This is a genomic window from Winogradskyella bathintestinalis (genome assembly GCF_030407435.1).
In the GTDB taxonomy this organism is placed as follows: Bacteria; Bacteroidota; Bacteroidia; order Flavobacteriales; family Flavobacteriaceae; genus Winogradskyella; species Winogradskyella bathintestinalis.
Map to the genome: position 1 here is coordinate 167,389 of NZ_JASDDK010000002.1, position 25,992 is coordinate 193,380.

Here is a 25,992-nt window from a genome sequence, read left to right on the forward strand (position 1 = left end):
TTGGTTTCTAAAGGTTGAATTTCTTATTTATAAGTTTTGTTTTTAATTCTATTATTGAGGTTGTTGCTCCATCTATAAATTTGATATAATCATTGTGAAAATTCAAATCAAATTTTTCTTCTTCAATTTCTATTTTTTCTGAATTGATGGTTTTTTTATATGCTTTTATCTCTAAATGTAATTCTCTGATCTCTTTCCATTCGTCAATTAAACTATCTATATGTTGAATAACCGACCCCTTGTTAATTATGAAATATTTTTTTCGATCACCTGTTTTGGTGAAATACTCGATTTTATTTAAATCTTGTAAATGATTGAGATGTGTAGAAATAGTACTTTTACTGGCACATAACAGCGTTACCATTTCTTCAAAAGTGGCTCCTTTTTTACCTGTAAGGATTACATAAGACATAATACGTGCCGCAACTGGTGCTAACTTTTCTCTATTCTCTAAATGCACTCCTAATTTCTCAACTAAGCGCATTTTTTCTTTGCAAATATTATCTTTCATTTGATTCTCATTTTTTCTCCTCATAAATAAATTATAATTATAAGCAGCAAATTCCTCCACAAAAATAAGTGTTAGTTCGGAACAAACCGAACTAATCGAAGTTAATATATTGTTAATAATAGCTGCTTAGTTGATGTCTTACAACGAAAACACTACAAGTCACTATCTTTCAATCAATTAAAACTCATAATATTTCGTTACTCTTTCATTTATTAAAAAAAGACTTTAGTAATTTCTCTGTTTTTATAAGAAGGATTTCAATTTTTCTTTCCTTATAAGCGTCAGGATGTGCCGAAGTAAAATATTCATTACGATCACCTTTATCGTTATCAAAATACTTGTCTGTATTGTTATTATATTCGTGAGAAGTTGCTATGTCATACAATATACATGCCCTTTTCTGCTGGTGACCAATGTTGATCATAGGCCTATTTCACCATTTTGGCGTTTAATAAAAGAACACTTTTGAAGGTTGAATATTCTCTAACGGAATTTGGAAAAACTTTAATACCAACGATTCAGTCCATTGCAGATTGTGGAGTTTCTGTCGTTACTGATAAGGAAGAAATCATGCTATAAATTGAACAAAATTGATGCTTAATTTTAACAAAGTATCTATTTTCCCATGCAATATATAGTTAGCCTTTATTTACATATTAGATAAGTCCGTATGTGTGGTACAGATGCGGTGTGAAATTTCAAAAATATAAACTATAAAAAAGGAACTCAATCTTGTATAATATACAAAATGGGTTCCTTTTTAATTATAATATTTGAACACAAAAGCTCAAATCAGTGATAACAGGTATATGAAGGTTTTCTTATACTAATTAGACTTTAATAAGCGTTTTGTAATAGTGCCGTTAGTTGTTTTCACTTCAATTAAATATACACCTCGTGTTAAATTACTTATATCTATCGCAGTATTTGGCTGAGTAACAGTTTTAACTTTTTTGCCAGTCATGGTGTAAATATTTACAGCCTCTACACTAGCTGCACTGCGTATAGAAAAACTATGAGGAGTTGGATTTGGATAGATCTGAATTGAGTTATCGTATAATACTTCAGAATTTACAGATAAGGTAGCTAAATCAATATCGTATTTTATTAATCCTAAATCGTGTACACCCAAATAAACACTCACAGAATTTTCGGCAAACAGAAACGCAGAAGATTCTGTAAACGGATAGTTTAGCATCTCTGGTGATATTTCGCTCCAAGTCGAACCTAAATCTGTACTTATCACAATTTTTGCCTTTGCAATTGGTAAAGGCACGTTAAATCCATCAGAGTAATGTGTAACTCCTACAATGGTATTTTCAGTAACAGATGAGAAGGCAACGTTATCTGTAAATTCTGAAGAAATAGAAACCCATGAATCTCCTTTATTTTCAGATAAATAAATACCATCAGTACTAGAAAGCAACAATTGATTTGTATTTAAAGGGTTTTGTTCTATATCTAATATTAAATGATCACGAGCATTCAAATGTTCTAAACCATTATTACTTAAAGTCCAGCTAGCACCATCATCAGTTGATTTATAAAAATCTACCCCTTGAGTCATAAAAATAGTTGTTGCGGCGTCATTATCTACTTGTACAGCTGTAATAACCTCACCCCATTCTGGAATTGCAATATTCTCGTCAATAATATTATCCATATCGGTTAAATCGACTCTGTGTAACTCTAACCCTGTAGATATCCAACTAATATTTGGATTCGCTATAGAGGTAGATACATCTTCAAGAATTAAGAAGAACATAGAACTCGCTATTATTTTAGGCTCTAATCCATGCGCTGAACTCACGTTGATATACGATGTATTTAGCGCTCTATTACCTGTAAAAACACGACCAGGAACCACTGGGTCTGCAAACACTTTTACTGCAGATCCGAAACCCTGTGTTAATGACTGAAGATAGTGACCTTCCTCTGTATCGTTTTGCAAATCTTTGTGCATATATCCTGAACGCATACCGTAATAAATGTGCTTTTCGTCAGCCGACGAATAGGCTGAAATAATTCCTGTAGCATTCACAAAAGGATTTTCTAATTTTTCAAGCGTCACTCCACCATCAGTAGTTAAGAATGGATAAAAATTAGTTGTAATTAATAACTCATCAGCTACGAAAGGATTATAAGAAGCCGATAGACCAAAGTAATAGGTCTCAGGATCTATAGTGGTATACACGTAATTTTCCCAAGTAGTTCCGTTATCAGAAGACACAACCATTTCATTTTCTTCAAGAACTATAATTTCATTTGCATTATTTGGATTAAACGTAATGGCAATTATATTATCATTAGCCATACTTGTCCATGTCATTGGCACAATAGCCCAAGTCTCTCCGCCATCTAAAGAACGGTATAAGTTTTCGATATGCGTATCGTAACCATAGCTTGTTCCTAATAAGATATCATCTGAATTATCTGGATTGAACGCAATAGCATCATACGTATTACCAGGTATTTTATTTTCCCAAGTTTGTCCTGCATCTACAGACACAAAAACCCCTCCTAATTCTCTAGATGTAGAACCTCCGCGCATCAAGAACAATTTGTCGTTATCTTCTGGTGAGATACTGACATTGTTTATAGCAACATTATCGTTTATAACACTATAATAAATTGAGTTCCAATTAAGACCACCATTAGAAGTATAAAATACCTCATGCGTATAGGCACCTAACAACGAATACGTCGTATGCATTAGCACTACATCATTATTAGAATCAGAAATATCATAGGATTCTATTAAGATATCAGACTCAAAAGAGTTCGGTGGAGAAAATGTCTGGGTAATAGTTGCTGTAGCCAAATCAAACACTATTATTTTGTTATAATCACTACCCTCAGCAACAACATTAAAACTCAATGCGGCGCCATTATTAATAAGTTTTAAATCTTTTAATCGGGCATAATGGTCTAAAGGATCTGAATATAAAATACCCCAAGTAGTTCCTCCATCTACAGAAGTCACTACATGATTAGTTAGCGTTAAAGCATAAATAACATCTTCTTGAGTTTCGCTATATGTAACATCGAGCATTTGCCCATAAGCTTTTGGAGCTTCTAATTGAATTTGAGCAGTAACTGTAAGAGAAATAATAACGCTCAAGAAAAAGGTTAATAACGTAGTTTGTTTTTTCATAATAACTTATTTTAGATTAGGGTGATAAATATAGACACAAGAGATCCTCAGCAGAGAATATAAGCGTGACATTTCGTGACATCATTAGGTTTTTAACGTGACACAAAAATTAAATCTTTGACAAATAATCATGTAGTGTTGTGTCTTCAGGAATATTTAACTTATTGGAAAGTCGCTCTTTACGTTTTCTGCAAGATTGCGGGGTGATGTTTAAAAGCGATGCGATTTCTTTATTGGATAAATTCATGTACAAATAGGTGATATAACGAATATCACTTGGAGTTAACTTATCATGTTTACACCTAAGGCGATCTAAAAACCCTTGATTAATCTCTTCAAAATGCGTAAAAAAACTATCCCATTGCGTATCGGTTTTAAGATGCTTTTTTAACTCAGAAATATGTTGTTTTAATTCTGGATTTTTTGAAATTAAAGCATTTTGAGATAAAGACTGCACGACCTCTTCAATTAAATCATTTTTACTCGACAAAGACAATGCTTTAGCTGTAAGCTTTCTATTTTTTACTTCTAACTCGTTTTTAAAACGTTCTTGCTCTAATAACGCTAAGGTTTCTTGCTCGTGTAATTGTTTTTCTATGAGTAAATAATCACTTTTCTCTTTTGCTAATTCTAATTCTACAATGGTTTTCCGTTGTTTATGCTTTACGGAATTACTTCTAAAAACCCATAAAATGAAGCTCATGGTCAGTACTATTATTCCAATAATACTATAGAAGAAGCGACGCTCTTGTTTTAATATTTCTTTACTTTCAGAAAGTTCATGCTGATAATTTTGTATTTGAAACTTAACTTTTTCGGTTTCAAAAAGTTTTCGATTTCTAGTGGTATTAAGCGAGTCTGAAGCTATAATTACAGAGTCCTTATAAGTTAAAGCTTTTTCTAATAACCCCATTTTACCATATAAATCAGAAAGGTAACCATAGATTTCTGAACGGTTCTCAATACCTACTTGTGCATTCCGAGCATCAGTGATATAGCGTAATGCCTTATCTAAACGATTTTGTTCTTCATTTATTTGCGCTAAAACAAATAGCATAAAAACCTTGTTTTCTACTTGTGATATATCTTGAAAACTCTCCAATAAGTTAAGAGCAATAGCTTCAGATTTAGCAAATTGTTTTTTTAAAAGATACATTTCAGATTGAGCCATTTTGGCTTTTACTAAAACGTCGCGCTCGTTTTTTAATAAAGGTAGAGCCTCTTCAATATAATTTTGTGCAGAATCAGGGACTTTCATTTTGTTAGATACCAAAGCCAAATTCACCGCGTAATAACCAACTTTAATCTCGTCCTCTAAGGCTTTGGCTTTATGGTAAGCTCTAAAGAAATAATCCTTAGCCTGTTCTAGATCTTCTTCTTGAAAATAAAGTATACCTATATTATTAAGCACCGTCATTTCCTGACGTGAATCTAAATGCGCAATTGCAACTTCATAAGCTCTTAAATAATATAACACTGCTTCGCCAAAATCAGAAAGCAAATAATAATTTGAACCAATATTTAAGGTGGACCTAAAAGCCTGTTCGTGCCACTGGTTTTTTTTTGCTATAGATTCGGTAGTGATTAATAATTCTATAGATTGAGAATGTTTTTTTTGAAACATTAAAGCAATACCCTCATCTATTTGATCATCTAAAGCTTCTGGAGTCTTAACTTGAGCGTAAGCATGAATTGCCACCAATAAAGCAATACATGTGATATATAAACCTCGTCTTTTATACATTAAATTTCAACCTTTTTTAAGGCTAAATGTAACTAAAATTTGAAGAATGCTTACCTCAAATTCTATTCATCTATTTACAAACAGGTTACCTTTATAGAGAATAGAAATTCTGTGCTGTGCTCGTGTTCTTGGTAGCGGTTTTCGACTACAAGATATTAACTTAAATAGACTTATTGAGCCCCTTAGAATTCTATAAGGTGATTCTACTTCCCGATACAATATTTAACTAACCCTGTATTTATTGATGCTAATCCATTTGGGCAACAAATAGCAAACAAAAAACACATAATAAGAGAAGTTTAGCAACAACTATTAATAAATAGAGCAACAAATATAGCATAAAAAAAACCGCTCGATTAGAGCGGTTTCCAAATAAAAACACCAAGCATTAATTAGCTGTACCAGAGCCTAAATAAATACTGTTTGATACTTGACTACCATCAGCAGTAATAAAAGCCATAAATAGCTCTACTGTATCTCCTGCATAAGTTGTTGGGATTGGAACAATTTGAGAACCTACTGTTCTGTCCGCACCATCAAGTAAAGAAATTGATTCCTTTTTTGATGGATTGTAAACCATCAACATTGCTTTGTCAGTAGTATTTGCGTTACCTTCGGCAGAGTTATCATCCCAACCAAAAGTTACTTCTCCAGCAGTTGCTAAATCAGACGTTGGGTTTAGCACACCAGATAAACCTCCACGACTTACTAAAGCATTTGGATAGTCAACTACAAAGTTAGGTTCAGTTCCCGTAATCGCATTATTCAACACATACGACATCGCAGCATTAAATTCTGTTTTCTTAACAGCTAACCCTTTATAGCCTAACTTAATAAAAGGCTTTACAGCCTGTAAAAATTCTAAAGTGGCAGTAAACTTGGTTCTTTGGTTTACTTGACCAACAGTTCTTGGATTGGCTACACTTGAAGGTTTAATTCTAATGTAATCAATTCCTTTCCAGCTTCCACCGATAACGTTTCCAACTTTACCTGAAAGACCTCCTAAAATACCTTGAGCAATTTTACCCATAACATAAATAATTTAAATGAAACATAATTTTCTTCGGACTTGGTACGGACTTAACACGAAGTTGTACCTTCCGCTGAAATATAAGTCAAGTATTATGCAACTCTTTAGATATGGATTTTGTTGCTTTAGATTGCTTTCTTTTGCATTTTAGAAAATACATTTTGAATATATGATACTTTTAAATCTGCCATTTTTGAAATGATACTGTTCAGTTCTGCTTCCTTTTTATTAATTGCTGAAACTATCCTAATATGCTTTTGTAATTGAGGGTTTTCATTTAACATTGATGAATAAGTTTTTTTAAGCATATTTCTACAATCATCTATTGAGATAAACGGAATAACACTACCTTTTAAATAGTAAGCATAAAAACCGCCTATTTGCAACATCATAGATATGTGAAAAAGCGTGTTTTTTTCTTCTTCGGTTGAAGTTGTTACTACAAAACAATTAGGACAAGGATTTGTTAAGGGTTTTCCGCTGTTTAGTCCTTTGTTTAGTATAAAAAAATGAGGGTTTGAGTAAGTTCTTCCGACTTGGTGTGTTTTTAGTTCAAAAGTTGACATAGCTATCCAATTTAAAATTGCTTCGCTACGCTTCGCGCCATTATTTTTTTTGAAAAGAAAAAAGATAGCCATAGTACTTGTGGCGTGGGTGAGGCTGTCAAGGTTTTTGGGTAAAAGTTTTTTGAATTAAAAATGTTTAATGAAAAAGAAAAAGGGAACTGAAAAAAGTTTTATGCAAAACCCGTAGGGCTTGACCTTTATAGCCTTGTGCGGCTGGCAGAGGTAGCCACATATATTTGCTTTCTTTTTTATTTTAATATTTCAAATTGTTTTAGTCTTGTTTCAAATGCTTTTAACTTTTCTGGGGAATTAGCACTTAAAAAAATAGGTTTCAGTTCGTGTTTGAGCGTTGGATGAAGCGTTTGTATGGGTAGCGTTTTAAATAGTTGTTTGATAAAACAGCATTTAAACAAGCTACTTATACAGGACTATTAGACAATAGCTTATTGCTTTTTTGAGGCACGATAAAAAGTAATGTGCTATGGCGTTGTACTATGTATATTAAACCTATTTTTTTATATCCTATTTCTTGGGTGGTGGGGAAAAGTGGACTATAATATTTGTTAACGAAATGAAACAAACAAAGACTTGAGGTAAGGAATACTTGGACTTAACGATGGTTTTGTGCCGATGAATGAGATAACTAATATTATAATTAACTTAAACTTCCTACTGTTTAATTATAGTGCAAAATATGGTTGTATGTTCAGGTGTGAGCGTTGGCTGTGTGGATATTTTACATAATGACAGTTATAGGTACGAAAATATAATAAAACGCCGTAGGCAACCATTGAAAGGATTTTTGCTCCTATAACTACGCATTATGTAACATAGCTTGGGATTGGTTTTGTGGCGTTATACTTGTTTGAGCGTTGGCAATGGCTCTTTGCTTTTTTATTGTCCCAATTTCTCTAAATAATCTATGTTAAATAAAACAAGCAATGTGCCATTATAGCGTTGGCTACAAGTATTATGACATAAAACCAATTACGCATTGGCGAGCGGAATAACACAAAAGACAGAGGATTTTGAGCTTTCAACAGGCTCAAGCCAGGGTAAGCGAAAAAACTGGGTTTTGGGTTATGGGGAATAAAAAAAAGAGCCTTCCGAAAAAGACTCTTAAATTATTAGCTTAATGGTCGTGATTTGAATAGTCTTCCGATTTCATTTCACCTGACTGATTCATCATCATTGCGTGGTCGTATTGACAACAACCAGGTAAATCTTTATAGGCTTCTTCACTACCTGCAACTTTTTCGGTATCGTAACCTGAAGCTGCTATTGCCTTATGAATTGCCATTGCATCTGTTTTGGTATCATCAAATGAGACATCAATTTTCTTTTTATCAACATCCCAATTGGCTCTTGTAACACCTTCTACTCCATTGGCCGCTTTTTCAATGGTACTTTTACACATACCGCAGTTTCCTCTTACACCAAAAGACAAGTCTGTCATTGCCATATCTTTTGAAACTTCTGTAGTTGTAGTTTCTGTTTCCTTTTTGGTTTCGTTTTTACAACTTGTTAAACCTAATGCTGCTATTACAGCTACACTTAAAATTACTTTCTTCATTTTTAAAAATTTAATTGTTATTTCTCGATAATCGAGATTTGATTATTGTTTAATTATTCTATGACTTGTTTTACTTCTCCACAGGTTAGCATTGCTTCACCAAAATATGGATTGATTACTTTTTCCTCTTTACTCAGCCAGTAAGCGCCATTGTTATTATCTCCCATAGGGCAAAATTCTACATAGACTTTTTCATTGACACCAAATAGTTGAACAACATTGATTAGATATGATGACAATTGCTTAAAATGGTTTCTTTGGTTTTTAATATCGGACGTTTTTGCAATTGAATTTGCAGCAGTTTTTATTTCTTTTTGCAATGACATCCAATGGTTATGAGCATTATTATCGGATAACAATTTCATATCCACTTTATATAAATTGTTAAGTAAACTTGTCGCACTTTCCGAAGTATTTTTTGAATCTTCTTTTACTAAAGCATTTTTTAAATTGATATAATCATTGTAAACAGTTTTTAACTGCTTTTGAAATTCCGCTGATACTTCTAAACGTTCATTAATATTGGTATGGTCATTTTCTGTATTTGATACATTATTATCCATTCCTAAATGACCTTCGTGACCAGTCATTGTTTTACCACCTTCTTTATTCATCATTGATTTCTTGCCTTGTAACTGTGCTGCTGCATCAACCGTAAATGTTCCGTTGGTGACAATTTCATTTCCTGCAAATAATCCTTCTAACACTTCATATTCATTACCAATTTGATTGCCTAATTTAATTTCACGCATTTCAAAAACAGGCTGTTCTTGACTGGTTTTTAAATACACAACAGAGCGTTCGCCAGTCCATAGTACAGCAGATGATGGTATCGTTAGGATTTCGTCATTGGAATTTGTATTGCCTTCTATATTTGCGGTTACAAACATTCCTGGTTTAAATACCTCATCTTTATTATTTAAAACTACACGTAAGGTTACGGTTCGTGTTTTGGTATTTAGAACAGGGTCTATAAAATCGACTTTACCTTTAAATTCCTTGTTAGAATAGGCATTGCTTGTTATCATTACTTCTTGTCCTTTTTTAAAGCGGTCAATCTGATTTTCGTACACATCAAAGTTTCCCCAAACTGTATTGAAATTTGCAATTTTTAATAAGGGTTGACCTTGTTTGATGTAATCGCCTTGTTCAACTAATTTTTCAGTAACTGTTCCTGAAACCGTAGCATATACTGGAAAGTTTTCTTTCACTTTTCCTGTTTCTACAATCTGATTGATTTGATTGTCAGAGAGCTTCCATAACTTTAATTTATTACGAACTGCTTTGTACAACGCAGGTTGTGATTCCTTTAGTGAAGCTGCTGTAATGAGTTCTTGTTGTGCTGCATACAATTCTGGCGAATAAATGGTTGCTAATAATTGACCTTTACGAACTTTTTCGCCAGTAAAGCTGACATTTAATCTTTCTATTCTACCAGAGAAATAACTGACCTGTACTGCATTTGCTTCTTCATTTTCTGCAATTTTGCCTGATAGTTTTAGGGTATTTCCTTCCGTTTTGCCTTTACCAACAACAGTTGTTTGAATGTTTGCTAAAGCCATTGCGTTTTCAGTCAATTTGAATTGGTCTGCCAACAATCCATCACTTCCACGTTCCGCAGGAATTAAGTCCATACCACAAATAGGGCAATCGCCTGATTCTGGTTGCATAATCTGTGGATGCATAGAACAGGTCCACATTTGATTGGTTTCTGCTACTTCATCGTGATTATGCTCTGTTTCTTCCTTTGATGAGTCACCAAATAGCAACCAACCCAACAACAACCCTATTGCGAGTAAGCCAATGTAAATTACTATTTTATTATTTTTCATTTTCTAATCGTTTTATCATTGCTTTCATTTCTTCAATTTCTTTCTTCTGTGCTTTAATAATGTCTTCTGCCAACTTCTTAACTTCAGGGTCTTTAATATCTGCTCTTTCACTCGTTAAAATAGCGATGGAATGATGTGGAATCATACCTTTCATCCATAATACATCGCCAACTGTTGATTTTTGGTCACGAACTAATCCCAATGCACCGAAGAACAAAACAATACTTCCTATTATGATTATTAGATTTTTCTTTTTGTCTTTATACATATTTCTCATAAAAAAGAACATTATAAGTGCCATAGTAGCAATTCCTAAACAAACCATATAGAATCTTGTTAAGCTAAACCATACGTGGTCTATGGAATAGGTGTTTAAATACATTGTGATGTACATTGCTACAAATGAGCAAGCCAACATTATAAAGAAGGTTTTGTAATTTCCTTTGTTTGAGTGTTCTTTTGGATTTTTCATAATTATTTGATTTTATAGTTAAACTTTTTATTTACTTAATTTTAATATTCTGAATGCACCTTGTATTACTAACCCAAATACAATGATGCCTATAATTAAATCTGGAATACCGGAATGCAGCCAATTGACTAATACACCAGCTGCAATCACACCAAGATTTATAATAATGTCGTTAGAGGTAAAAATCATACTGGCACGCATATGTGCTTCTTGACTTTTTGATTTTTGTAAGAGATACAAGCAAATGCCATTTGCAATTAAAGCGAATATTGAGACGATAATCATTGTTGAAAATACCGGTAACGCTTCATAACCTAAAAACCTACGAATTACCTCAACAATACCTATAATTGCAAGTGTTATCTGAAAATAACCTGCGTATTTTGCAATACGTTTCTTCTTTAAAACTGTACCACCAACAGCTATTAAACTCAATCCGTAAACAAATGAATCTGCTAACATATCTAAACTATCAGCAACTAATCCCATTGATTTTGAAATAAGACCAGTACTCATTTCAATAATGAAAAAAACAAAATTGATGACAAGAACTGTCCACAATAGTTTGGATTGATTGCTCGTGGATTCAATAATGATTGTGTCTGTTTCTTCTGAACTGATTAAACTTTCATTAAGTTTTAATTCTTTTATGGCATTACTGATTGTATCAACATCAGCATTATGATATAGTATTAGGATTCTTTCTTCTAAATCAAAATCAAGTTGTTTAATGCCATCAATATCTGATAGTTTCATCTTAATCAGGTTTTCTTCAGAAGGACAATCCATTTTTGATATTTTGAAAACTGTCTTTTTCATAATTAAAACATTAACATTAGAATAGCCATAACTATCATTATAGCATTTTCTATAAATGTGGCTTCTGTCATAGGTAACTTTAAGGCTGTACCTAAACAAGCACATCGAATTGACTTTTTGTCTAATAGTGTTTTTGTTACGCCAATAGTTGTAATACCTAATACGACAAGCGTGATGATTAATGCCATATTGATTTCAAACCGCATTAAAAACATTAACCCTAAAGCAGTTTCGATAAATGGATATATTTTTCCATATACAGGAACTTTTTTTGCTAATGGGTCGTACATTCTGAAAGACTCTGGAAAACCTTTTAAATCCAACATCTTAAAGAAACTAAAGACGATGTAGAATAAACCCATAAAGTCAAGCATAAAGGCACTCCAACTCAAATTTTTATAATGTAATAATATACTTGCTGTTGCGATATAAAAGATGATAAGCAAAAGTGGTTTTAGCTGTTGAAATTTACTTTTTTCTTCTTCGGTTTCCGCAGCTATTGTTGAAGATGAAAATACATTACGTTTTTCTATTTCAGATAACGTATATTTTTCTGGCAATGCGTTTTTTAGCGTTTCTGTTTCAATGTGTTGTTTCATTGTTACTTCTGCTTCACTTTTTTCAAGATTTACCGAAACGTTTGTAACGTGTTCCAACTCTCCTAAATTCTTTTCTACGGAAACCTTACAATTGTTGCAAGTCATTCCTGTTATTTTATATGTGTGTTTCATTATTGCTGTGTTAAATAATTAATAATCGTGGTTTGTATATAGTAAGTCTTTACCGATTCGATTTGGTTCATCTGAAATTTTAGTTGTAACTCTTGAATATCCAAAACATCATTAAAATCGATGGTTCCTGTTTCGTAGCTTTTGATTAATATTTCCTCTGCATCTTTTGCCTGTTTTAAGTTTTTGGTTTGGGTTGTATAACTTATTCTTGCTGAAATACGCTCGTTAATCGCCTTGCTTAAAAGTGTTTCCAAAGTGTTTAAGCGTTCCTGTTTTTGAGTTGTTATTTCTTGTTGTTCTAACTTATTTTGCTTGGATTGCGATTTATACTTGTTATTGAATATTGGAATGGAAACCGAAACCATTGGCATCACAATATCTTTACCGTTATCACTAAAATTCATATCTGGTCTTTCGGAAACATTGATATAGTCTAATCCAAAACCAATCATAGGACTGCTTTCTTTTTGGTTTAGTAATTCTGATTGTTCTATTGATTGAAATAGTTTATCATACTTCAATAATTCGGGATGTAATGCTAAATTTTTAGTAGTGATTTCAAAGTCTTCTGAAGGCATCATTAAACTCTCTACCACAGTAACAGCAATATCATTTTCCCTATTCAAAAGATTATTCAAATTTGTTTGTTCTGCTATAAACTGTTGACTTAAAACATCTTTTAGTTGTTGCATTTCATTTTGACGCATTTGTAATCGCAACACATCTACAGCAGATGCTTTACCAACCTCAACAGAGGTTAGTGCTAATGTCTCATAGGTTTCCAATAGTTTAATGTTTTCTATTAGCACCTTTTGTTTCGCTTTGTTGGCGTATAAATTATAATAGGATTGTGATACAGAAGCCATCAATTTTCGCTTTGCAATAACAATGTCCTCATATTTTGCATCAGCTAATGAACTGACATAATTTTCTCTTGATGTAATTGTACCAAACCACGGTAACATTTGTTTAGCAGATACTTTAAATCGTTGTGCTCCTGTTCGTGTTTCTGGTTCGCTCATAAAGTAACCTACACCAAATTCAGTATTAGGAATGGTATTGACTTCGTTTACTTTTTCAGAAGCTCTATTGTATTGCAACTCAAATTTTTGAATTTCTGGATTGTTTGTTAAGGCTTCATCTATTAGGGTTTCTAACTGTTGTGCATTACCTTTGAGAACAAAGAATAAAGAACAAAGAATAAAGGCTGTTTTTATGTGAAATTTTATGTGTTTCATTTTGTTGCTCTTTTAAGTTGAACTTCGGATTTCCAGCTGTATAATACTGGAACTACAAATAAAGTTATTAAGGCTATGAGCATTCCACCAAAACTTGGTATTGCCATAGGAATCATTATATCGCTTCCTCGTCCTGTTGATGTTAGTATTGGTAATAATGCTAAAATGGTAGTCGCAGTTGTCATTAGACACGGTCTGATACGTTTTTCACCTGCTTCTACTATGGACGCTCTAATTTCCTTTTTATTCTCTGGTGAGTTTCTATCAAAAGTTTGCGTTAAATAGGTTGCCATTACTACACCATCATCTGTTGCAATACCGAATAGTGCAATAAACCCAACCCAAACCGCTACACTTAAATTAATTGGATGCATCTGGAATAAGTCACGCATATTTTCCCCAAAGAAATTGAAGTTTAAAAACCAATCTTGACCATAGAGCCATATCATTATGAATCCTCCTGCAAAAGCTACTGCGATACCTGTAAATACCATTAATGAGGTTGCCACAGAACGGAATTGGAAATACAGTATTAAAAAGATAATTGCCAATGCTAATGGCACAACAACAGATAGTGTTTTTTCTGCTCGTAATTGATTTTCATAAGTTCCTGTAAAAGCATAGTTGATTCCTTTTGGAACTATTAATTCACCAGAATCTATCTTTTCTTGAATCAATGCTTGTGCATTTTCAACAACGCTTACTTCTGCAAAACCATCTAATTTATCGAACAACACATAACCTACTAAAAAGGTATCTTCACTTTTAATGACTTGTGGACCTTGTTCGTAACGAATGGTTGCCAATTCGCTTAATGGAACAGGACTTCCTTTTTCAATCGGAACATAAATCTGTTGTAAGTCTGTTGGATTTGCTCGTAATTCTCTTGGATAACGAACACGCACACCATAACGCTCTCTACCTTCAACCGTTTGTGTTAAAACCATACCACCAACAGCGACTTTTAATACATCTTGTACATCTTGTATAGAAATGCCATAACGTGCAATTTTTTCTCTATCAATATCAATTAACAAATACGGTTTACCAACAATGCGGTCTGCAAAAACAGCTTCTTTCTTTACACCTTCAGCTTCCTTGATAATGTTTTCTAATTGTACGCCAAAAGCTTCAATTTGCTTTAAGTCTTGACCTTTTACTTTAATTCCCATAGGTGCTCTCATTCCTGTTTGAAGCATTACCAATCGGGTTTCAATAGGTTGTAGCTTTGGTGCTGACGTAACACCTGGCAATCGGGTGACTTTTACAATTTCATTCCAAATATCGTCTGGTGACTGTATTTTTGGTCGCCAGTTTCTATAAAACACACCATCATTATCTTCTATTAATTGAGACCTTTCGACTGCGCTCAAGGTGACATTTTCTGTATTGTTTGGATTCGGAATAAAACGACCATCTTTCAATTCAAACAAACCATCATTATTTACTTTATAACGTTGACGTTCTCCATTTTCATTCAGCATATATTCTGGTTTGTACTGAATGATATTCTCATACATTGATAAAGGTGCTGGGTCTAAAGCTGATTCTGTACGACCTGCTTTACCCACAACCGTTTTTATCTCTGGAATACTTGCTACTGCCATATCCAATTGCTGTAAAACCCTTTTATTTTCTTCTACGCCAGAATGAGGCATAGACGTTGGCATTAGCAGAAATGAGCCTTCATTTAATGATGGCATAAATTCTTTACCTGTGTTTTTCATAATGAAAAATCCTGCTATTACAATAGCTGTTGGCACAGATAAAAACACTAATTTATTATCTAAACACCATCTTAAAATACGAGTGTAATATTTGATGAATAAAGAAAAAACACCTAATAAACCAAAGCATATAACACTTACGAAAATGAGATTCCAAAAAATGCTTTTATCTACGCCTAATGGTCTCCAATATTCGGCTAACAAGAATACTATTGCTGATGCTGAAATAATGATATTGATAAGATTAGCTTGTTTCTCTTTTATCTTATTTTGAAGATTAAGTAATGCTGTGATTCCGAAAGCTATCAAAATCAATCCTAACCAATACCCATAAATTATTGCTACGATTCCTAAAGCTATTAAAACACCATTTAAAACATATTTAAAATTGGTTTTAATGCTTTTCTTTCTGAATAAAAATGCTGCAAATGGTGGAATTAAAAATAAGGCAACTATTATGGATGCTGTTAATGCAAAAGTTTTTGTGAATGCTAATGGTCTGAATAGTTTTCCTTCTGCACCAATCATAGTAAATACAGGAATAAAACTAATTATTGTTGTCATTACTGCGGTTACAATAGCACCAGAAACTTCTGCTGTGGCGTTGTAGACTAATGTGTTTATGGGTAACTTTTTATGAGATTCCTCGTCGCTCGTTCCTCGCTCTGTCGGAATGACATTTTCATTTTCATCAAGATGCCTAATGATGTTTTCTGAAAGTATGACACCAACATCGACCATTGTTCCAATAGCAATTGCTATGCCTGATAAAGCGACAATGTTTGCATCTACACCAAAGAGTTTCATTGCAATAAACACCATTAAAACTGCAACAGGCAATAGTCCAGAAATTAAAACTGAAGCTCGAAGATTAAACACCATAATGATAATGACCAAAATGGTAATCAATATTTCAAGCGTTAAGGCTTCGTTAAGTGTGCCTAATGTTTCTTGAATTAACTCTGTTCTGTCATAAAACGGTACTATGGTAACTTGTGATGTTCTACCATCTTGTAATACTTTTGAAGGTAATCCTGCACTTAATTCGTTGATTTTCTCTTTAACGTTATTAATAACTTCCATCGGATTCGCACCATAACGAGCGACTACAACAGCACCAACAACTTCTGCACCTTCTTTATCTAATAAGCCACGTCTGGTTGCAGGACCTAATGAAACTTTACCAATATCCTTAATTCGTATTGCTGTATAATCTTCGGAAGTAACAACTGCATTTTCAATGTCTGAAATGGATTTTACATATCCTAAACCTCGAACTAAATATTCTGCTTGGTTGATTTCCAAGGTTTGTGCACCAATGTCTTTGTTGCTCTCTTTTACTGCTTTTACCACTTGGTTTAACCCAATATTGTATTGTCGCATTAATTCTGGATTGACATCGACTTGGTACTCTTGAACGTAACCACCAATTGAAGCTACTTCAGAAACACCACTTGCAGATGATAAAGCATATTTAACGTAGTAATCTTGAATACTGCGTAATTCTTGTAAATCCCAACCACCAGTTACATTTCCGTTTTCATCACGTCCTTCCAGCGTGTACCAAAATATCTGTCCTAATCCTGTGGCATCTGGACCCAAAGCAGGATTGACACCTTCTGGTAATAATCCGCTTGGTAGCGAATTGAGTTTTTCGAGAATACGACTTCTACTCCAATAAAACTCTATGTCTTCTTCAAAAATGATATAGATACTTGAAAAGCCAAACATAGACGAACTACGAATGGTTTTTACTCCAGGAATACCGAGTAAAGATGTGGTTAATGGATAGGTAATTTGGTCTTCTATATCTTGTGGTGAACGACCATCCCACTTTGTAAATACAATTTGTTGGTTTTCTCCAATATCTGGAATTGCATCTACAGCTACAGGATTGCTTGGTAAAAATCCAGTATCCCAATTAAAAGGTGCGTTTACTGTTCCCCAACCCACGAAAAGGACGAGTAGAAGTACTGCAACGAGTTTATTCTCGATAAGAAATTTAATTGCTTTATTAAGCATAGTGTTTGATAATTAAACAGTTATATACAATTTTATTTAGATGTATTACAAAAGAAGAACACAACAAAACGAGCCCAAAACGGAAAAACCGTAGGGCTAAAAAATCACTGTCTAAAAAATCAAATTAAATAAGTCTCGTCAATCTTGAAGATTTGTTTGACGACGAGTGGCGGTTTGTACTCTTCGTAAGAAGATACATTTTTATCTAAACCTTCAAAAAGGTTGATGTAAGTATATATAAATGAAGCTACAAATTGTTGTTGTTCAAAAGTAAGTTTGTCAAAATTTAGTTTTAATTCATCTTGACCATCAATGACTAACTGTTTGTCATTACAACAATTTTTCTTGGTTATAGAGCAACCTTCTGTAGAAGGTTTTTCCATTTCCATTCCGCAACCTTTTGCTTTATTGAATATAGCAGTTTCCACTAATGTATCGCCACAATAATGCATATTCATAGTAAATGACATTGTAGAAAATAACACTACAAAAGCCATTAATAAAGACATTATTTTATGTAATACTTGCTTCATACTAATTGCAAAGGTATTAAATTTTAACAACTATTGATTTTGTTTAACAGAAGTTTAGTGGATTAACGCCATTCCATCCGTTGTAATCTTACTGCATTTAAAATAGCCAATAATGCCACTCCTACATCTGCAAATACCGCTTCCCACATTGTTGCCAAGCCACCTGCACCCAAAATTAGAACAACAACTTTTACTCCAAATGCTAAAATGATATTCTGCCAAACAATTTTGCGGGTGGAACGACTTATTTTAATGGCTCTCACTACTTTTGAAGGTTGGTCAGTTTGAATAATAACATCTGCGGTTTCTATTGCGACATCACTACCTAAACCACCCATCGCAATACCAACGTTACTCGCTGCTAAAACTGGTGCATCGTTGATGCCATCGCCAATAAAGGCTATTTTGTTTTCTGGGTTTTTCTTTAATGTTTCAACTTCATTCAATTTATCTTCTGGTAATAATCCACCTTTAGCACTTTTAATATTTAACTCTTTAGCGACTTGTTGAGTAATGGAATCTTTATCACCTGAAAGCATCATAATATTTTTAATGCCTACTTTTTGTAAATTAACAATTGTTTCTTTGGCATCTTCTTTCAATTCATCTGCAATGACCACGTACCCTGCAAATTGATTATCAATTGCAACTAATACAATAGATTCTACAATAGATACCGTTTCCGATGGAACATTAATGTTATTCGTAGTCATTAAGGCTTTATTACCTACTAAAACTGTTTTACCATTTACAATGCCTTTTAATCCTTTACCTGCAATTTCAGAAACGTCTTGTGCTTCAAAATCTTCTCCTTCTGCTTTATACTCTAAAATTGCTTTAGCGATTGGATGAGTAGATTGTTCTTCCATTGCCATTAGGTATTTCATAAATTCGGCTTCTTCCCAACCAATTGCTTTAACCTCTTTTATTTTGAATACACCTTTGGTAACGGTTCCTGTTTTGTCCATCACCAATGTATTTATCTTGGTCATTGCGTCGAGAAACGATGCACCTTTGAACAATATTCCATTTTTTGAAGCTGCTCCCAATCCACCGAAATAACCTAATGGAATTGAAATCACTAACGCACAAGGACAAGATATTACCAAGAAAATTAAGGCTCTATATAACCAATCTCTAAACACATAATCATCTACAAAAAAGTAAGGAATGAATGTTACACCTATAGCTAAAAACACCACTATTGGTGTATATATACGTGCAAACTGTCTGATAAATAATTCTGTTTTAGATTTACGTGCTGTTGCATTTTGAACCAAATCTAATATTCTGGCAATAGAACTATCTTCAAATTTGTTGGTTACTTCAACTTCAATAACACTTTCTAAATTAATACTGCCTGCGTAAACTTTTGCTTCTTTCTGTATGGAATCAGGTTTACTCTCGCCTGTTAAAGCTGCGGTATTTAATGATGCTTTTTCAGATAATAAAACACCATCCAATGGAATCTTTTCACCAACACGAATTTGAATTTTCTCTCCAATGTTTACATCTTCTGGCGAAACACTTTTATAATCACCTTCACGAAACACATTGGCTTCTTTCGGTCTAACATCCAATAATGCTTTTATATTTCCTTTTGCTCTATTGACTGCTGCATTTTGAAACAATTCGCCAACTGCATAAAATAACATTACCGCAACACCTTCGGGATATTCGCCAATGATAAATGCTCCAATTGTAGCGATTGACATTAAGAAAAATTCTGTGAAAACATCGCCTTTTGTAATACTTTTCCATCCTTCTTTTACCACAGGAAAACCAACAGGAATATAGGCTATGCCATACCAAATAATTCTTATCCAGTCTTTAAAGAATGTAACATTAAAATAATCTAAAGCAATACCAGCAATGAGCATTGTAAAACTTACTATTGCTGGAATGTATGCTTTAAAATTGTTCGGTTCACTTCCGTGATTATGTCCATCATCGTGACTATGTTCATTTTCTGAATGTGCCTTTAGGTCTTTTAAATTTAATTTCTTTTTTTTCATTGATTCTTAAATTTATTTCAAAGATGCCTTAAAATCAACTGCAATGGAAGTGCATTTTTAGCTACTACATTTATCACAAATACCTTTTACAACCAAGTTGACGTTTTCAGACACAAAACCATCTGGTACTTTTATTTGAGGGATTTTATGGTCTGTTAAGCAAATAGTTTTATTGCAATTAATACAATGGAAATGCAAGTGTAAATCGGTTTCAATTTCACAATTACATCCTTTTTCACAGAGCGCATATTTTGTAATTCCCGTACCATCATCTATTTGATGGACTATTCCTTTATCTTCAAATGTTTTTACAGTTCTGTATAAAGTCGTTCTATCTGCCTTTTCAAAAGCATTTTCAATATCACTTAAAGTAACAGCGACCTCTTTTTCTGCAAGAAACTTATATATAAGCAAACGCATTGCTGTTATGCGAATATCTTTTGACTCTAATACTTCTTCTATTGTGTTCATAATTAATGTGCGTGTTCTGCTTCCCCTTTTTTCATTTCTGCGTTAAGGTAATACGCATTATTATATGCGAATTGCGTGTTAATTTCCACGTTTTCAACGAATTGAATTGAAACCCAAAGACCATCTTTAGTGCCTATAACTACTTCGATAGGTTTAAAGCTCCAATCGTCATTTTCTTTTTCTACTGAAAACACATAATATCTATCGCCTTCTTTTATGACGGCACTTTCTGGTAATGCTTTTGTTTCTGTATTTTCAACTTGAATTTTACCTTGAATATACATTCCAGGAATTAAATTGCCTTTTTTGTTTTCTATTTCTGCGTGTACGTGAACTGCTTTTGGATTGTCCTCAAACGTTTTGCTAACAGAATAAATTTCTGCGGTAAGTTCTGTATTTGGAATTGATTGTACTGTAAAGTTTACTTTTTGACCTTTCTGTACTTTATATACATCTTTTTCAAAAACCATTAAATCTGCGTGAACGTGATGCGTATTTACAATTTCAAATAATTCGGTTTGAGGTTCTACATATTGTCCTGTTTTTACTTCAACTTTTTGCACAAAACCCTCTATTGGACTTCGCAAGGCAATACGTTGTGCAATTGTGCCATTACGAACAGAAGAGGTATTGATATTTAATATTTTTAATTGTGCTTCGAGACCATTTACCATTGCTATTGAGGCATCATATTCTGCTTCTGCCTTTTGAAAATTAGCACCAGAACCTACACCTGCTTCATATAACTTTTGTTGACGTTCATAATTCTTTTTCAAAAAATTACTATTACTATAAGCGTTTAAGTAATCGGTTTGCGCTTGTATAATATTTGGATGTGATAGATAAGCCACTACTTGACCTTTATTGACTTTATCTCCTTCAATAACTTCAATTGAAACGACATTTGCACCAACAACTGTAGTTATGGCTGCTTCGTTTTGTGGTGGTACTTCTAACGTTCCATTTGCTTCTACATAACCACTCATATTGCGCAATGCAAGTGTATCGATTTTCATTTTTAACGCATCGAATTGTTGTTGTGAAAGCATTACTTCTTCGCTTTCATTATTTGCTTCATTAACTTCTGTGTTTTGTTCTTCATCGTGGGAATGACCATCATTTTCGTTATGGCTTTCTTTATTTCCGCAAGCTGACACAAAAATGGTTAACACCATTACGATAAGGATTTTATATGTTTTACTTTTCATTGTCTTATTGATTAAAATATTGTAGTTGAAATGTGCTTTCTAAATAATTTACTAATGTTGTTTGTGCTTCCAATTCTGATTGAATGGCTTCTTTAATCAACTGCGTAAATGCAGTATAATCAATTTCGCCTTCTCTATATGCTAGTAATGCACCTGTTTTTTGCTCTTTTGTTAATGGCAATACTTGGTCTTTGTAAAACTCCCAAGATGTTTTCCATTTGATATAATTTTCTTTAGCCTGAACAAACCTTGATTTTATTGCTTGTTTTTTGAACGCTACATTGGTTTCGGCTATTTCTTTATCAATTCTGGCACTTTTAACTTGAGCTTTGTTAGAACCTGATAAAAACGGAATGGAAATTCCTGCTTGATACGTGTAAAATCCTGAATTACCATTTACTTTTTGTAAACCACCTTGAAAATTGAACTTTGGCAAATTATCTGTTTTTGCAGCTTTGTATTTGGCTTCAGCTTCATCTACAATATTCTGTGACATACTGTAAAGCGGATGGCTTTCAACATCAAACGTTTTCATCTCCATATCTACAGTTACATCAAATTCATCTGAAACTGTAAAAATTTCTTCTGATACCAACCACAAATTGAATTGCTGTAAGGCAATAAGATAATCACTATAGGCTTGTACTTTTTTATTTTGAATTTGAAACGCTTGATTTTTTGCTGCTGAATATTCTAATTTAGAAATGGCTTCGACTTCATAATTTAAAGCTACTGCTTGTTCAAATTTGGAATAAATGGAATCTAATTCTTTATACAAATGATAGTTTCGCTTCATTTGATAGCATTTTGACCAAGCCTTTTTTACTTCTAATTCTAATTCCAATTCGGAAAGTTGAAAGGCTTTTTGAGCCAATAGTATCCGTTGTTCTTGTAGCTTCTTTTTAGAACCAATACCAAATACATCAATATTAGATTGACCAACACCAATGGTTGTATAAATGCCATTACCATTATCAATTTCTTCTCCACCAGTAAAAATTTGAGTAGTACCAAAATCATAGGCAGTCGCTTTTAATTGTTCTTGTTTAGTGATTTCCAATTGCTGTTGTTTGAGCATTGGATAATTACTTTTTGAGAGTTTTATAGCTTCCTGTAATGAAATTTCGGGAATTGTATCGTTTATCTCTTGTGCATTACTTTGTGTTGTAAAACCGAATAGTAATAATACCATAGCAGACGCTGTTACTAACTTTTTATTCGGTTTAAACCTAAATGATTTATTTTCTACCCAATGGTATAAAATAGGTAACACAAATAGTGTTAGTAAAGTTGAAGTTAATAACCCACCAATTACCACAGTAGCCAATGGACGTTGTACTTCTGCACCTGCTGATGATGAAATCGCCATTGGTAGAAAGCCTAATACATCTGTAAAAGCGGTTAGCATAATAGGCCTGATTCTTCGTTTAGTACCTTCAACAATTCTATCTTTTAGATTGGTAACACCTTCTTCCTTTAATTCGTTGAGGCCACTTATCATTACTAAACCATTTAATACCGCAACACCAAATAACACAATAAAACCAACACCTGCCGAAATACTAAATGGCATATCACGCAACCATAAGGCTACTACACCACCAATAGTTGCCATTGGAATGGCTATATAAATCATTAAGGTTTGTGGTAAGGACTTTAAAGCAAAGTAAATCAATATAAAAATGAGCAACAATGCAATAGGTACAACGGTTTGTAAACGGTTGCTGGCACGTTCCAGATTTTCAAATGCACCACCATATCGAATAAAATAACCTGATGGTAATTCCAATTGTGCATCTAATTTTGATTTTATTTCAGTTACCAAAGATTTTACATCACGACCTCTTACATTAATGCCAACATAGGTTCTTCTATTGGTATTGTCTCTACTGATTTGCATTGGTCCTGCTTTGTAGCTTATATCAGCAATTTCACGTAACGGAATTTGAGTACCAGAAGGTAAATTAATGTACAGGTTTTGAACATCTGAAATATCTTTTCGGTTTTGAGAACTTAAACGCACCACTAAATCGAAGCGTTTTTCACCTTCAAAAATCACACCTGCTGTACCACCTGCAAATGCAGATTGTACGGTTTGATTCAGTGTATTTATTTGAAGTCCGTATTGTGCCAATTTGTTCCTATTGTAATTAATGGTCATTTGTGGCAAACCTGTTGTGGCTTCCGCTTTCATATCTCCAATACCTTCTGTACCTGCAATAATTTTAGATATTTCTTCGGCTTTTTGGGATAAGATGTCAATTTCTTCACCATAGAGTTTTATGGCAATATCTTCACGAACACCTTCAAGTAACTCATTAAAACGCATTTCAATAGGTTGGGTAAACTCATAATTAACACCAGGAACGATTTCAACCGCTTCTTTTATTTTCTCAATCAATTCATCCTTTGTTTCTGCTGATGTCCATTCGCTTTTAGGTTTCAGAATCACAAAAACATCTGCTAAATCCATTGGCATTGGGTCGGTTGGTATTTCGGCAACGCCTATACGACTGACTATTTTTTCGACTTCTGGAAATTTGGCTTTTACTATTTGTTCTATTTTGGTAGTGGTCTCAATAGTTTCTGTAAGTGAACTACCTGGTTTTAAAATAGCGTGAAATGCAATATCACCTTCATCGAGTTGTGGGATAAACTCGCCACCCATTCTTGAAAACATAAAAACCGTTATCCCGAACAGCACAACTGCAATACCAATTACCCATTTACCTTTTCGCAATGCTCTAACCAATAAAGGTTGGTATTTATCTTCAACCCAATGCACAAATCGGTCTCCATAGGATTTTTTATCATTTATAGGTGCTCTTAAAACTAAAGCAGACATCATTGGTACATACGTTAAACAAAGTACCATTGCACCAATCATAGCGAAAATAAAGGTCAGTGCCATTGGTTTAAACATCTTTCCTTCTATACCTTGTAAGGCTAAAATGGGTAGAAAAACAATAAGGATAATCAACTGTCCAAAAAACGCAGCATTCATCATCTTTTTTGAAGCATTAGAAGCAACTTTATCTCGTTCTTTGGATGTTAGTTGTTTCTTTTTTAGTACTTGTGATGCAATTAGAAATACTGTACTTTCTACAATAATTACAGCTCCATCTACAATAATTCCGAAATCTATTGCACCCAAACTCATTAAGTTTACCCAAACATCAAAAACGTTCATTAAGATAAAAGCAAACAATAAGGATAATGGTATGGTTGAAGCGACAATTAAACCACCTCGCCAATTACCCAATAAGAAGATAAGGACAAAAATTACTATTAATGCACCTTCGATAAGATTTGTGGTTACAGTAGAAGTTGTTTCTGCTATTAACTTACTTCGGTCTAACAAAGGTTCGATGATTACACCTTCTGGTAATGACTTTTCTATTTGAGCCATTCGCTCTTTTACATTTGCGATAACATCATTGGAATTAGCACCTTTTAGCATCATCACCAAACCACCTACAACTTCGCCTTCACCATCTTGGGTTAATGCACCATAACGTATTGCAGAACCGAATTGTACCGTAGCAATATCTCCAATAGTTACGGGAATATTATTAATATTCTTGACTGTGATTTTTTTAATGTCATCTAAACTGCGTACCAGGCCTTCACCACGAATAAAATTTGCCTGATGGTTTTTTTCAATATATGCACCACCTGTGTTTTGATTATTGGCTTCAAGTGCATTAAACACATCGGTAATGGTTAAACCAATAGCGTTTAAATCGTTTGGGTCAACCGCTACTTCGTATTGTTTAATTTTCCCACCTATTGCGTTTACCTCAACCACACCTTCTACCATTGCCATTTGACGCTGTACAATCCAATCTTGTATTGAGCGTAAATCTGCAATGTTGTATTTGTCTTTATACTCTGGTGCTACTTTTAAGGTGTATTGATAAATCTCACCTAAACCTGTGGAAATAGGACCCATAGTCGGTTCTCCAAAACCAGCAGGAATTTGTTCTTTGACTTCGTTTAGTTTTTCGGCTACTAATTGGCGTGGTAGATAAGTTCCCATATCATCATCAAACACAATGGTAACCACAGATAAGCCAAAACGTGAAATAGAACGAATTTCCTGAACATCGGGAAGATTGCTCATTGCCACCTCAATAGGATAGGTTACAATCTGTTCAATATCTTCTGTACCTAAATTGGGTGCTTGCGTAATAACCTGTACTTGGTTGTTAGTAATGTCTGGAACAGCATCGATTGGTACTTTGGTCATACTCCAAATACCTGCTCCAATTATGGTAAGCGTAAGCAAACCAATAATGAATTTGTTATTGATTGAAAAATCAATGATTTTATTAATCATATAAAAT

At 33.5% G+C, this 25,992-nt stretch carries 18 protein-coding genes; 1 reads left to right on the forward strand and 17 read right to left on the reverse strand.

The annotated features are described in order from the left end of the window. Nucleotides 1-7 precede the first annotated feature (7 nt). Nucleotides 8-511, reverse strand: coding sequence for a GbsR/MarR family transcriptional regulator (locus QMA06_RS05670; protein ID WP_290205908.1), 504 nt, complete (start codon nucleotides 509-511; stop codon nucleotides 8-10). 465 nt (nucleotides 512-976) lie between these two features. Here QMA06_RS05670 and QMA06_RS05675 point away from each other — a divergent pair, with 465 nt between their 5' ends. Beyond that, a complete protein-coding gene (locus tag QMA06_RS05675; protein ID WP_290205909.1) occupies nucleotides 977-1,090 on the forward strand; it encodes a winged helix-turn-helix transcriptional regulator in 114 nt (37 codons plus the stop codon). 247 nt (nucleotides 1,091-1,337) lie between these two features. Here QMA06_RS05675 and QMA06_RS05680 read toward each other — a convergent pair whose 3' ends face one another. From QMA06_RS05680 to QMA06_RS05755, 16 genes are all read right to left on the reverse strand, one after another. After that, complete coding sequence (locus QMA06_RS05680) at nucleotides 1,338-3,665, reverse strand: VPS10 domain-containing protein (protein WP_290205910.1); 2,328 nt, start codon at nucleotides 3,663-3,665, stop codon at nucleotides 1,338-1,340. Between the two features lie 109 nt (nucleotides 3,666-3,774). Then, on the reverse strand, nucleotides 3,775-5,409 hold the full coding sequence (locus QMA06_RS05685) for a tetratricopeptide repeat protein (RefSeq protein ID WP_290205911.1): 1,635 nt from the start codon (nucleotides 5,407-5,409) through the stop codon (nucleotides 3,775-3,777). A 388-nt stretch (nucleotides 5,410-5,797) separates the two neighbouring features. Then, on the reverse strand, nucleotides 5,798-6,439 hold the full coding sequence (locus tag QMA06_RS05690; protein WP_195872691.1) for a DUF6266 family protein: 642 nt from the start codon (nucleotides 6,437-6,439) through the stop codon (nucleotides 5,798-5,800). Between the two features lie 125 nt (nucleotides 6,440-6,564). Continuing rightward, complete coding sequence (locus tag QMA06_RS05695; protein ID WP_290205912.1) at nucleotides 6,565-7,077, reverse strand: DUF6943 family protein; 513 nt, start codon at nucleotides 7,075-7,077, stop codon at nucleotides 6,565-6,567. A 1,060-nt stretch (nucleotides 7,078-8,137) separates the two neighbouring features. Next, complete coding sequence (locus QMA06_RS05700; protein WP_290205913.1) at nucleotides 8,138-8,578, reverse strand: heavy-metal-associated domain-containing protein; 441 nt, start codon at nucleotides 8,576-8,578, stop codon at nucleotides 8,138-8,140. A gap of 53 nt (nucleotides 8,579-8,631) precedes the next feature. After that, nucleotides 8,632-10,410, reverse strand: a complete 1,779-nt coding sequence (locus QMA06_RS05705; RefSeq protein ID WP_290205914.1) for an efflux RND transporter periplasmic adaptor subunit — start codon at nucleotides 10,408-10,410, stop codon at nucleotides 8,632-8,634. Further along, the gene (locus QMA06_RS05710) at nucleotides 10,400-10,882 is read right to left on the reverse strand and encodes a DUF305 domain-containing protein (protein WP_290205915.1); all 483 of its coding nucleotides are present in this window, start codon (nucleotides 10,880-10,882) and stop codon (nucleotides 10,400-10,402) included. Before QMA06_RS05710 ends, QMA06_RS05705 begins: the two co-directional genes overlap by 11 nt. 27 nt (nucleotides 10,883-10,909) lie before the next feature. Next, complete coding sequence (locus tag QMA06_RS05715) at nucleotides 10,910-11,701, reverse strand: cation transporter (RefSeq protein WP_290205916.1); 792 nt, start codon at nucleotides 11,699-11,701, stop codon at nucleotides 10,910-10,912. Nucleotides 11,702-11,703: 2 nt separating this feature from the next. Then, nucleotides 11,704-12,432 (reverse strand): heavy metal translocating P-type ATPase, encoded by a 729-nt coding sequence (locus tag QMA06_RS05720; RefSeq protein WP_290205917.1) that lies wholly within the window; start codon nucleotides 12,430-12,432, stop codon nucleotides 11,704-11,706. Further along, nucleotides 12,432-13,670, reverse strand: a complete 1,239-nt coding sequence (locus tag QMA06_RS05725; RefSeq protein WP_290205918.1) for a TolC family protein — start codon at nucleotides 13,668-13,670, stop codon at nucleotides 12,432-12,434. The genes QMA06_RS05720 and QMA06_RS05725 overlap by 1 nt, the downstream gene beginning before the upstream one ends. Continuing rightward, on the reverse strand, nucleotides 13,667-17,419 hold the full coding sequence (locus QMA06_RS05730) for an efflux RND transporter permease subunit (protein ID WP_290205919.1): 3,753 nt from the start codon (nucleotides 17,417-17,419) through the stop codon (nucleotides 13,667-13,669). Before QMA06_RS05730 ends, QMA06_RS05725 begins: the two co-directional genes overlap by 4 nt. 119 nt (nucleotides 17,420-17,538) lie before the next feature. Continuing rightward, nucleotides 17,539-17,952 carry an HYC_CC_PP family protein gene (locus tag QMA06_RS05735; RefSeq protein ID WP_290205920.1) on the reverse strand — a complete coding sequence of 138 codons (414 nt, stop codon included), beginning with the start codon at nucleotides 17,950-17,952 and terminating at the stop codon, nucleotides 17,539-17,541. A 62-nt stretch (nucleotides 17,953-18,014) separates the two neighbouring features. Next, nucleotides 18,015-19,967, reverse strand: a complete 1,953-nt coding sequence (locus QMA06_RS05740) for a heavy metal translocating P-type ATPase (RefSeq protein ID WP_225035683.1) — start codon at nucleotides 19,965-19,967, stop codon at nucleotides 18,015-18,017. A 57-nt stretch (nucleotides 19,968-20,024) separates the two neighbouring features. Further along, the gene (locus tag QMA06_RS05745; RefSeq protein WP_195872699.1) at nucleotides 20,025-20,438 is read right to left on the reverse strand and encodes a Fur family transcriptional regulator; all 414 of its coding nucleotides are present in this window, start codon (nucleotides 20,436-20,438) and stop codon (nucleotides 20,025-20,027) included. A 2-nt stretch (nucleotides 20,439-20,440) separates the two neighbouring features. Beyond that, nucleotides 20,441-21,646 carry an efflux RND transporter periplasmic adaptor subunit gene (locus QMA06_RS05750; protein ID WP_195872700.1) on the reverse strand — a complete coding sequence of 402 codons (1,206 nt, stop codon included), beginning with the start codon at nucleotides 21,644-21,646 and terminating at the stop codon, nucleotides 20,441-20,443. A 4-nt stretch (nucleotides 21,647-21,650) separates the two neighbouring features. Next, on the reverse strand, nucleotides 21,651-25,985 hold the full coding sequence (locus QMA06_RS05755) for a CusA/CzcA family heavy metal efflux RND transporter (protein WP_225035682.1): 4,335 nt from the start codon (nucleotides 25,983-25,985) through the stop codon (nucleotides 21,651-21,653). Between the last annotated feature and the right edge of the window lie 7 nt (nucleotides 25,986-25,992).

What these genes read in the sequence shown, in the direction of transcription:
- QMA06_RS05720 (WP_290205917.1), bottom strand. Translation starts at nt 12,432, where the DNA reads ATGAAACACACATATAAAATAACAGGAATGACTTGCAACAATTGTAAG.
- QMA06_RS05745 (WP_195872699.1), bottom strand. Translation starts at nt 20,438, where the DNA reads ATGAACACAATAGAAGAAGTATTAGAGTCAAAAGATATTCGCATAACA.
- QMA06_RS05685 (WP_290205911.1), bottom strand. Translation starts at nt 5,409, where the DNA reads ATGTATAAAAGACGAGGTTTATATATCACATGTATTGCTTTATTGGTG.
- QMA06_RS05750 (WP_195872700.1), bottom strand. Translation starts at nt 21,646, where the DNA reads ATGAAAAGTAAAACATATAAAATCCTTATCGTAATGGTGTTAACCATT.
- QMA06_RS05725 (WP_290205918.1), bottom strand. Translation starts at nt 13,670, where the DNA reads ATGAAACACATAAAATTTCACATAAAAACAGCCTTTATTCTTTGTTCT.
- QMA06_RS05730 (WP_290205919.1), bottom strand. Translation starts at nt 17,419, where the DNA reads ATGCTTAATAAAGCAATTAAATTTCTTATCGAGAATAAACTCGTTGCA.
- QMA06_RS05740 (WP_225035683.1), bottom strand. Translation starts at nt 19,967, where the DNA reads ATGAAAAAAAAGAAATTAAATTTAAAAGACCTAAAGGCACATTCAGAA.
- QMA06_RS05710 (WP_290205915.1), bottom strand. Translation starts at nt 10,882, where the DNA reads ATGAAAAATCCAAAAGAACACTCAAACAAAGGAAATTACAAAACCTTC.
- QMA06_RS05680 (WP_290205910.1), bottom strand. Translation starts at nt 3,665, where the DNA reads ATGAAAAAACAAACTACGTTATTAACCTTTTTCTTGAGCGTTATTATT.
- QMA06_RS05670 (WP_290205908.1), bottom strand. Translation starts at nt 511, where the DNA reads ATGAAAGATAATATTTGCAAAGAAAAAATGCGCTTAGTTGAGAAATTA.
- QMA06_RS05755 (WP_225035682.1), bottom strand. Translation starts at nt 25,985, where the DNA reads ATGATTAATAAAATCATTGATTTTTCAATCAATAACAAATTCATTATT.
- QMA06_RS05705 (WP_290205914.1), bottom strand. Translation starts at nt 10,410, where the DNA reads ATGAAAAATAATAAAATAGTAATTTACATTGGCTTACTCGCAATAGGG.
- QMA06_RS05715 (WP_290205916.1), bottom strand. Translation starts at nt 11,701, where the DNA reads ATGAAAAAGACAGTTTTCAAAATATCAAAAATGGATTGTCCTTCTGAA.
- QMA06_RS05690 (WP_195872691.1), bottom strand. Translation starts at nt 6,439, where the DNA reads ATGGGTAAAATTGCTCAAGGTATTTTAGGAGGTCTTTCAGGTAAAGTT.
- QMA06_RS05735 (WP_290205920.1), bottom strand. Translation starts at nt 17,952, where the DNA reads ATGAAGCAAGTATTACATAAAATAATGTCTTTATTAATGGCTTTTGTA.
- QMA06_RS05695 (WP_290205912.1), bottom strand. Translation starts at nt 7,077, where the DNA reads ATGGCTATCTTTTTTCTTTTCAAAAAAAATAATGGCGCGAAGCGTAGC.
- QMA06_RS05700 (WP_290205913.1), bottom strand. Translation starts at nt 8,578, where the DNA reads ATGAAGAAAGTAATTTTAAGTGTAGCTGTAATAGCAGCATTAGGTTTA.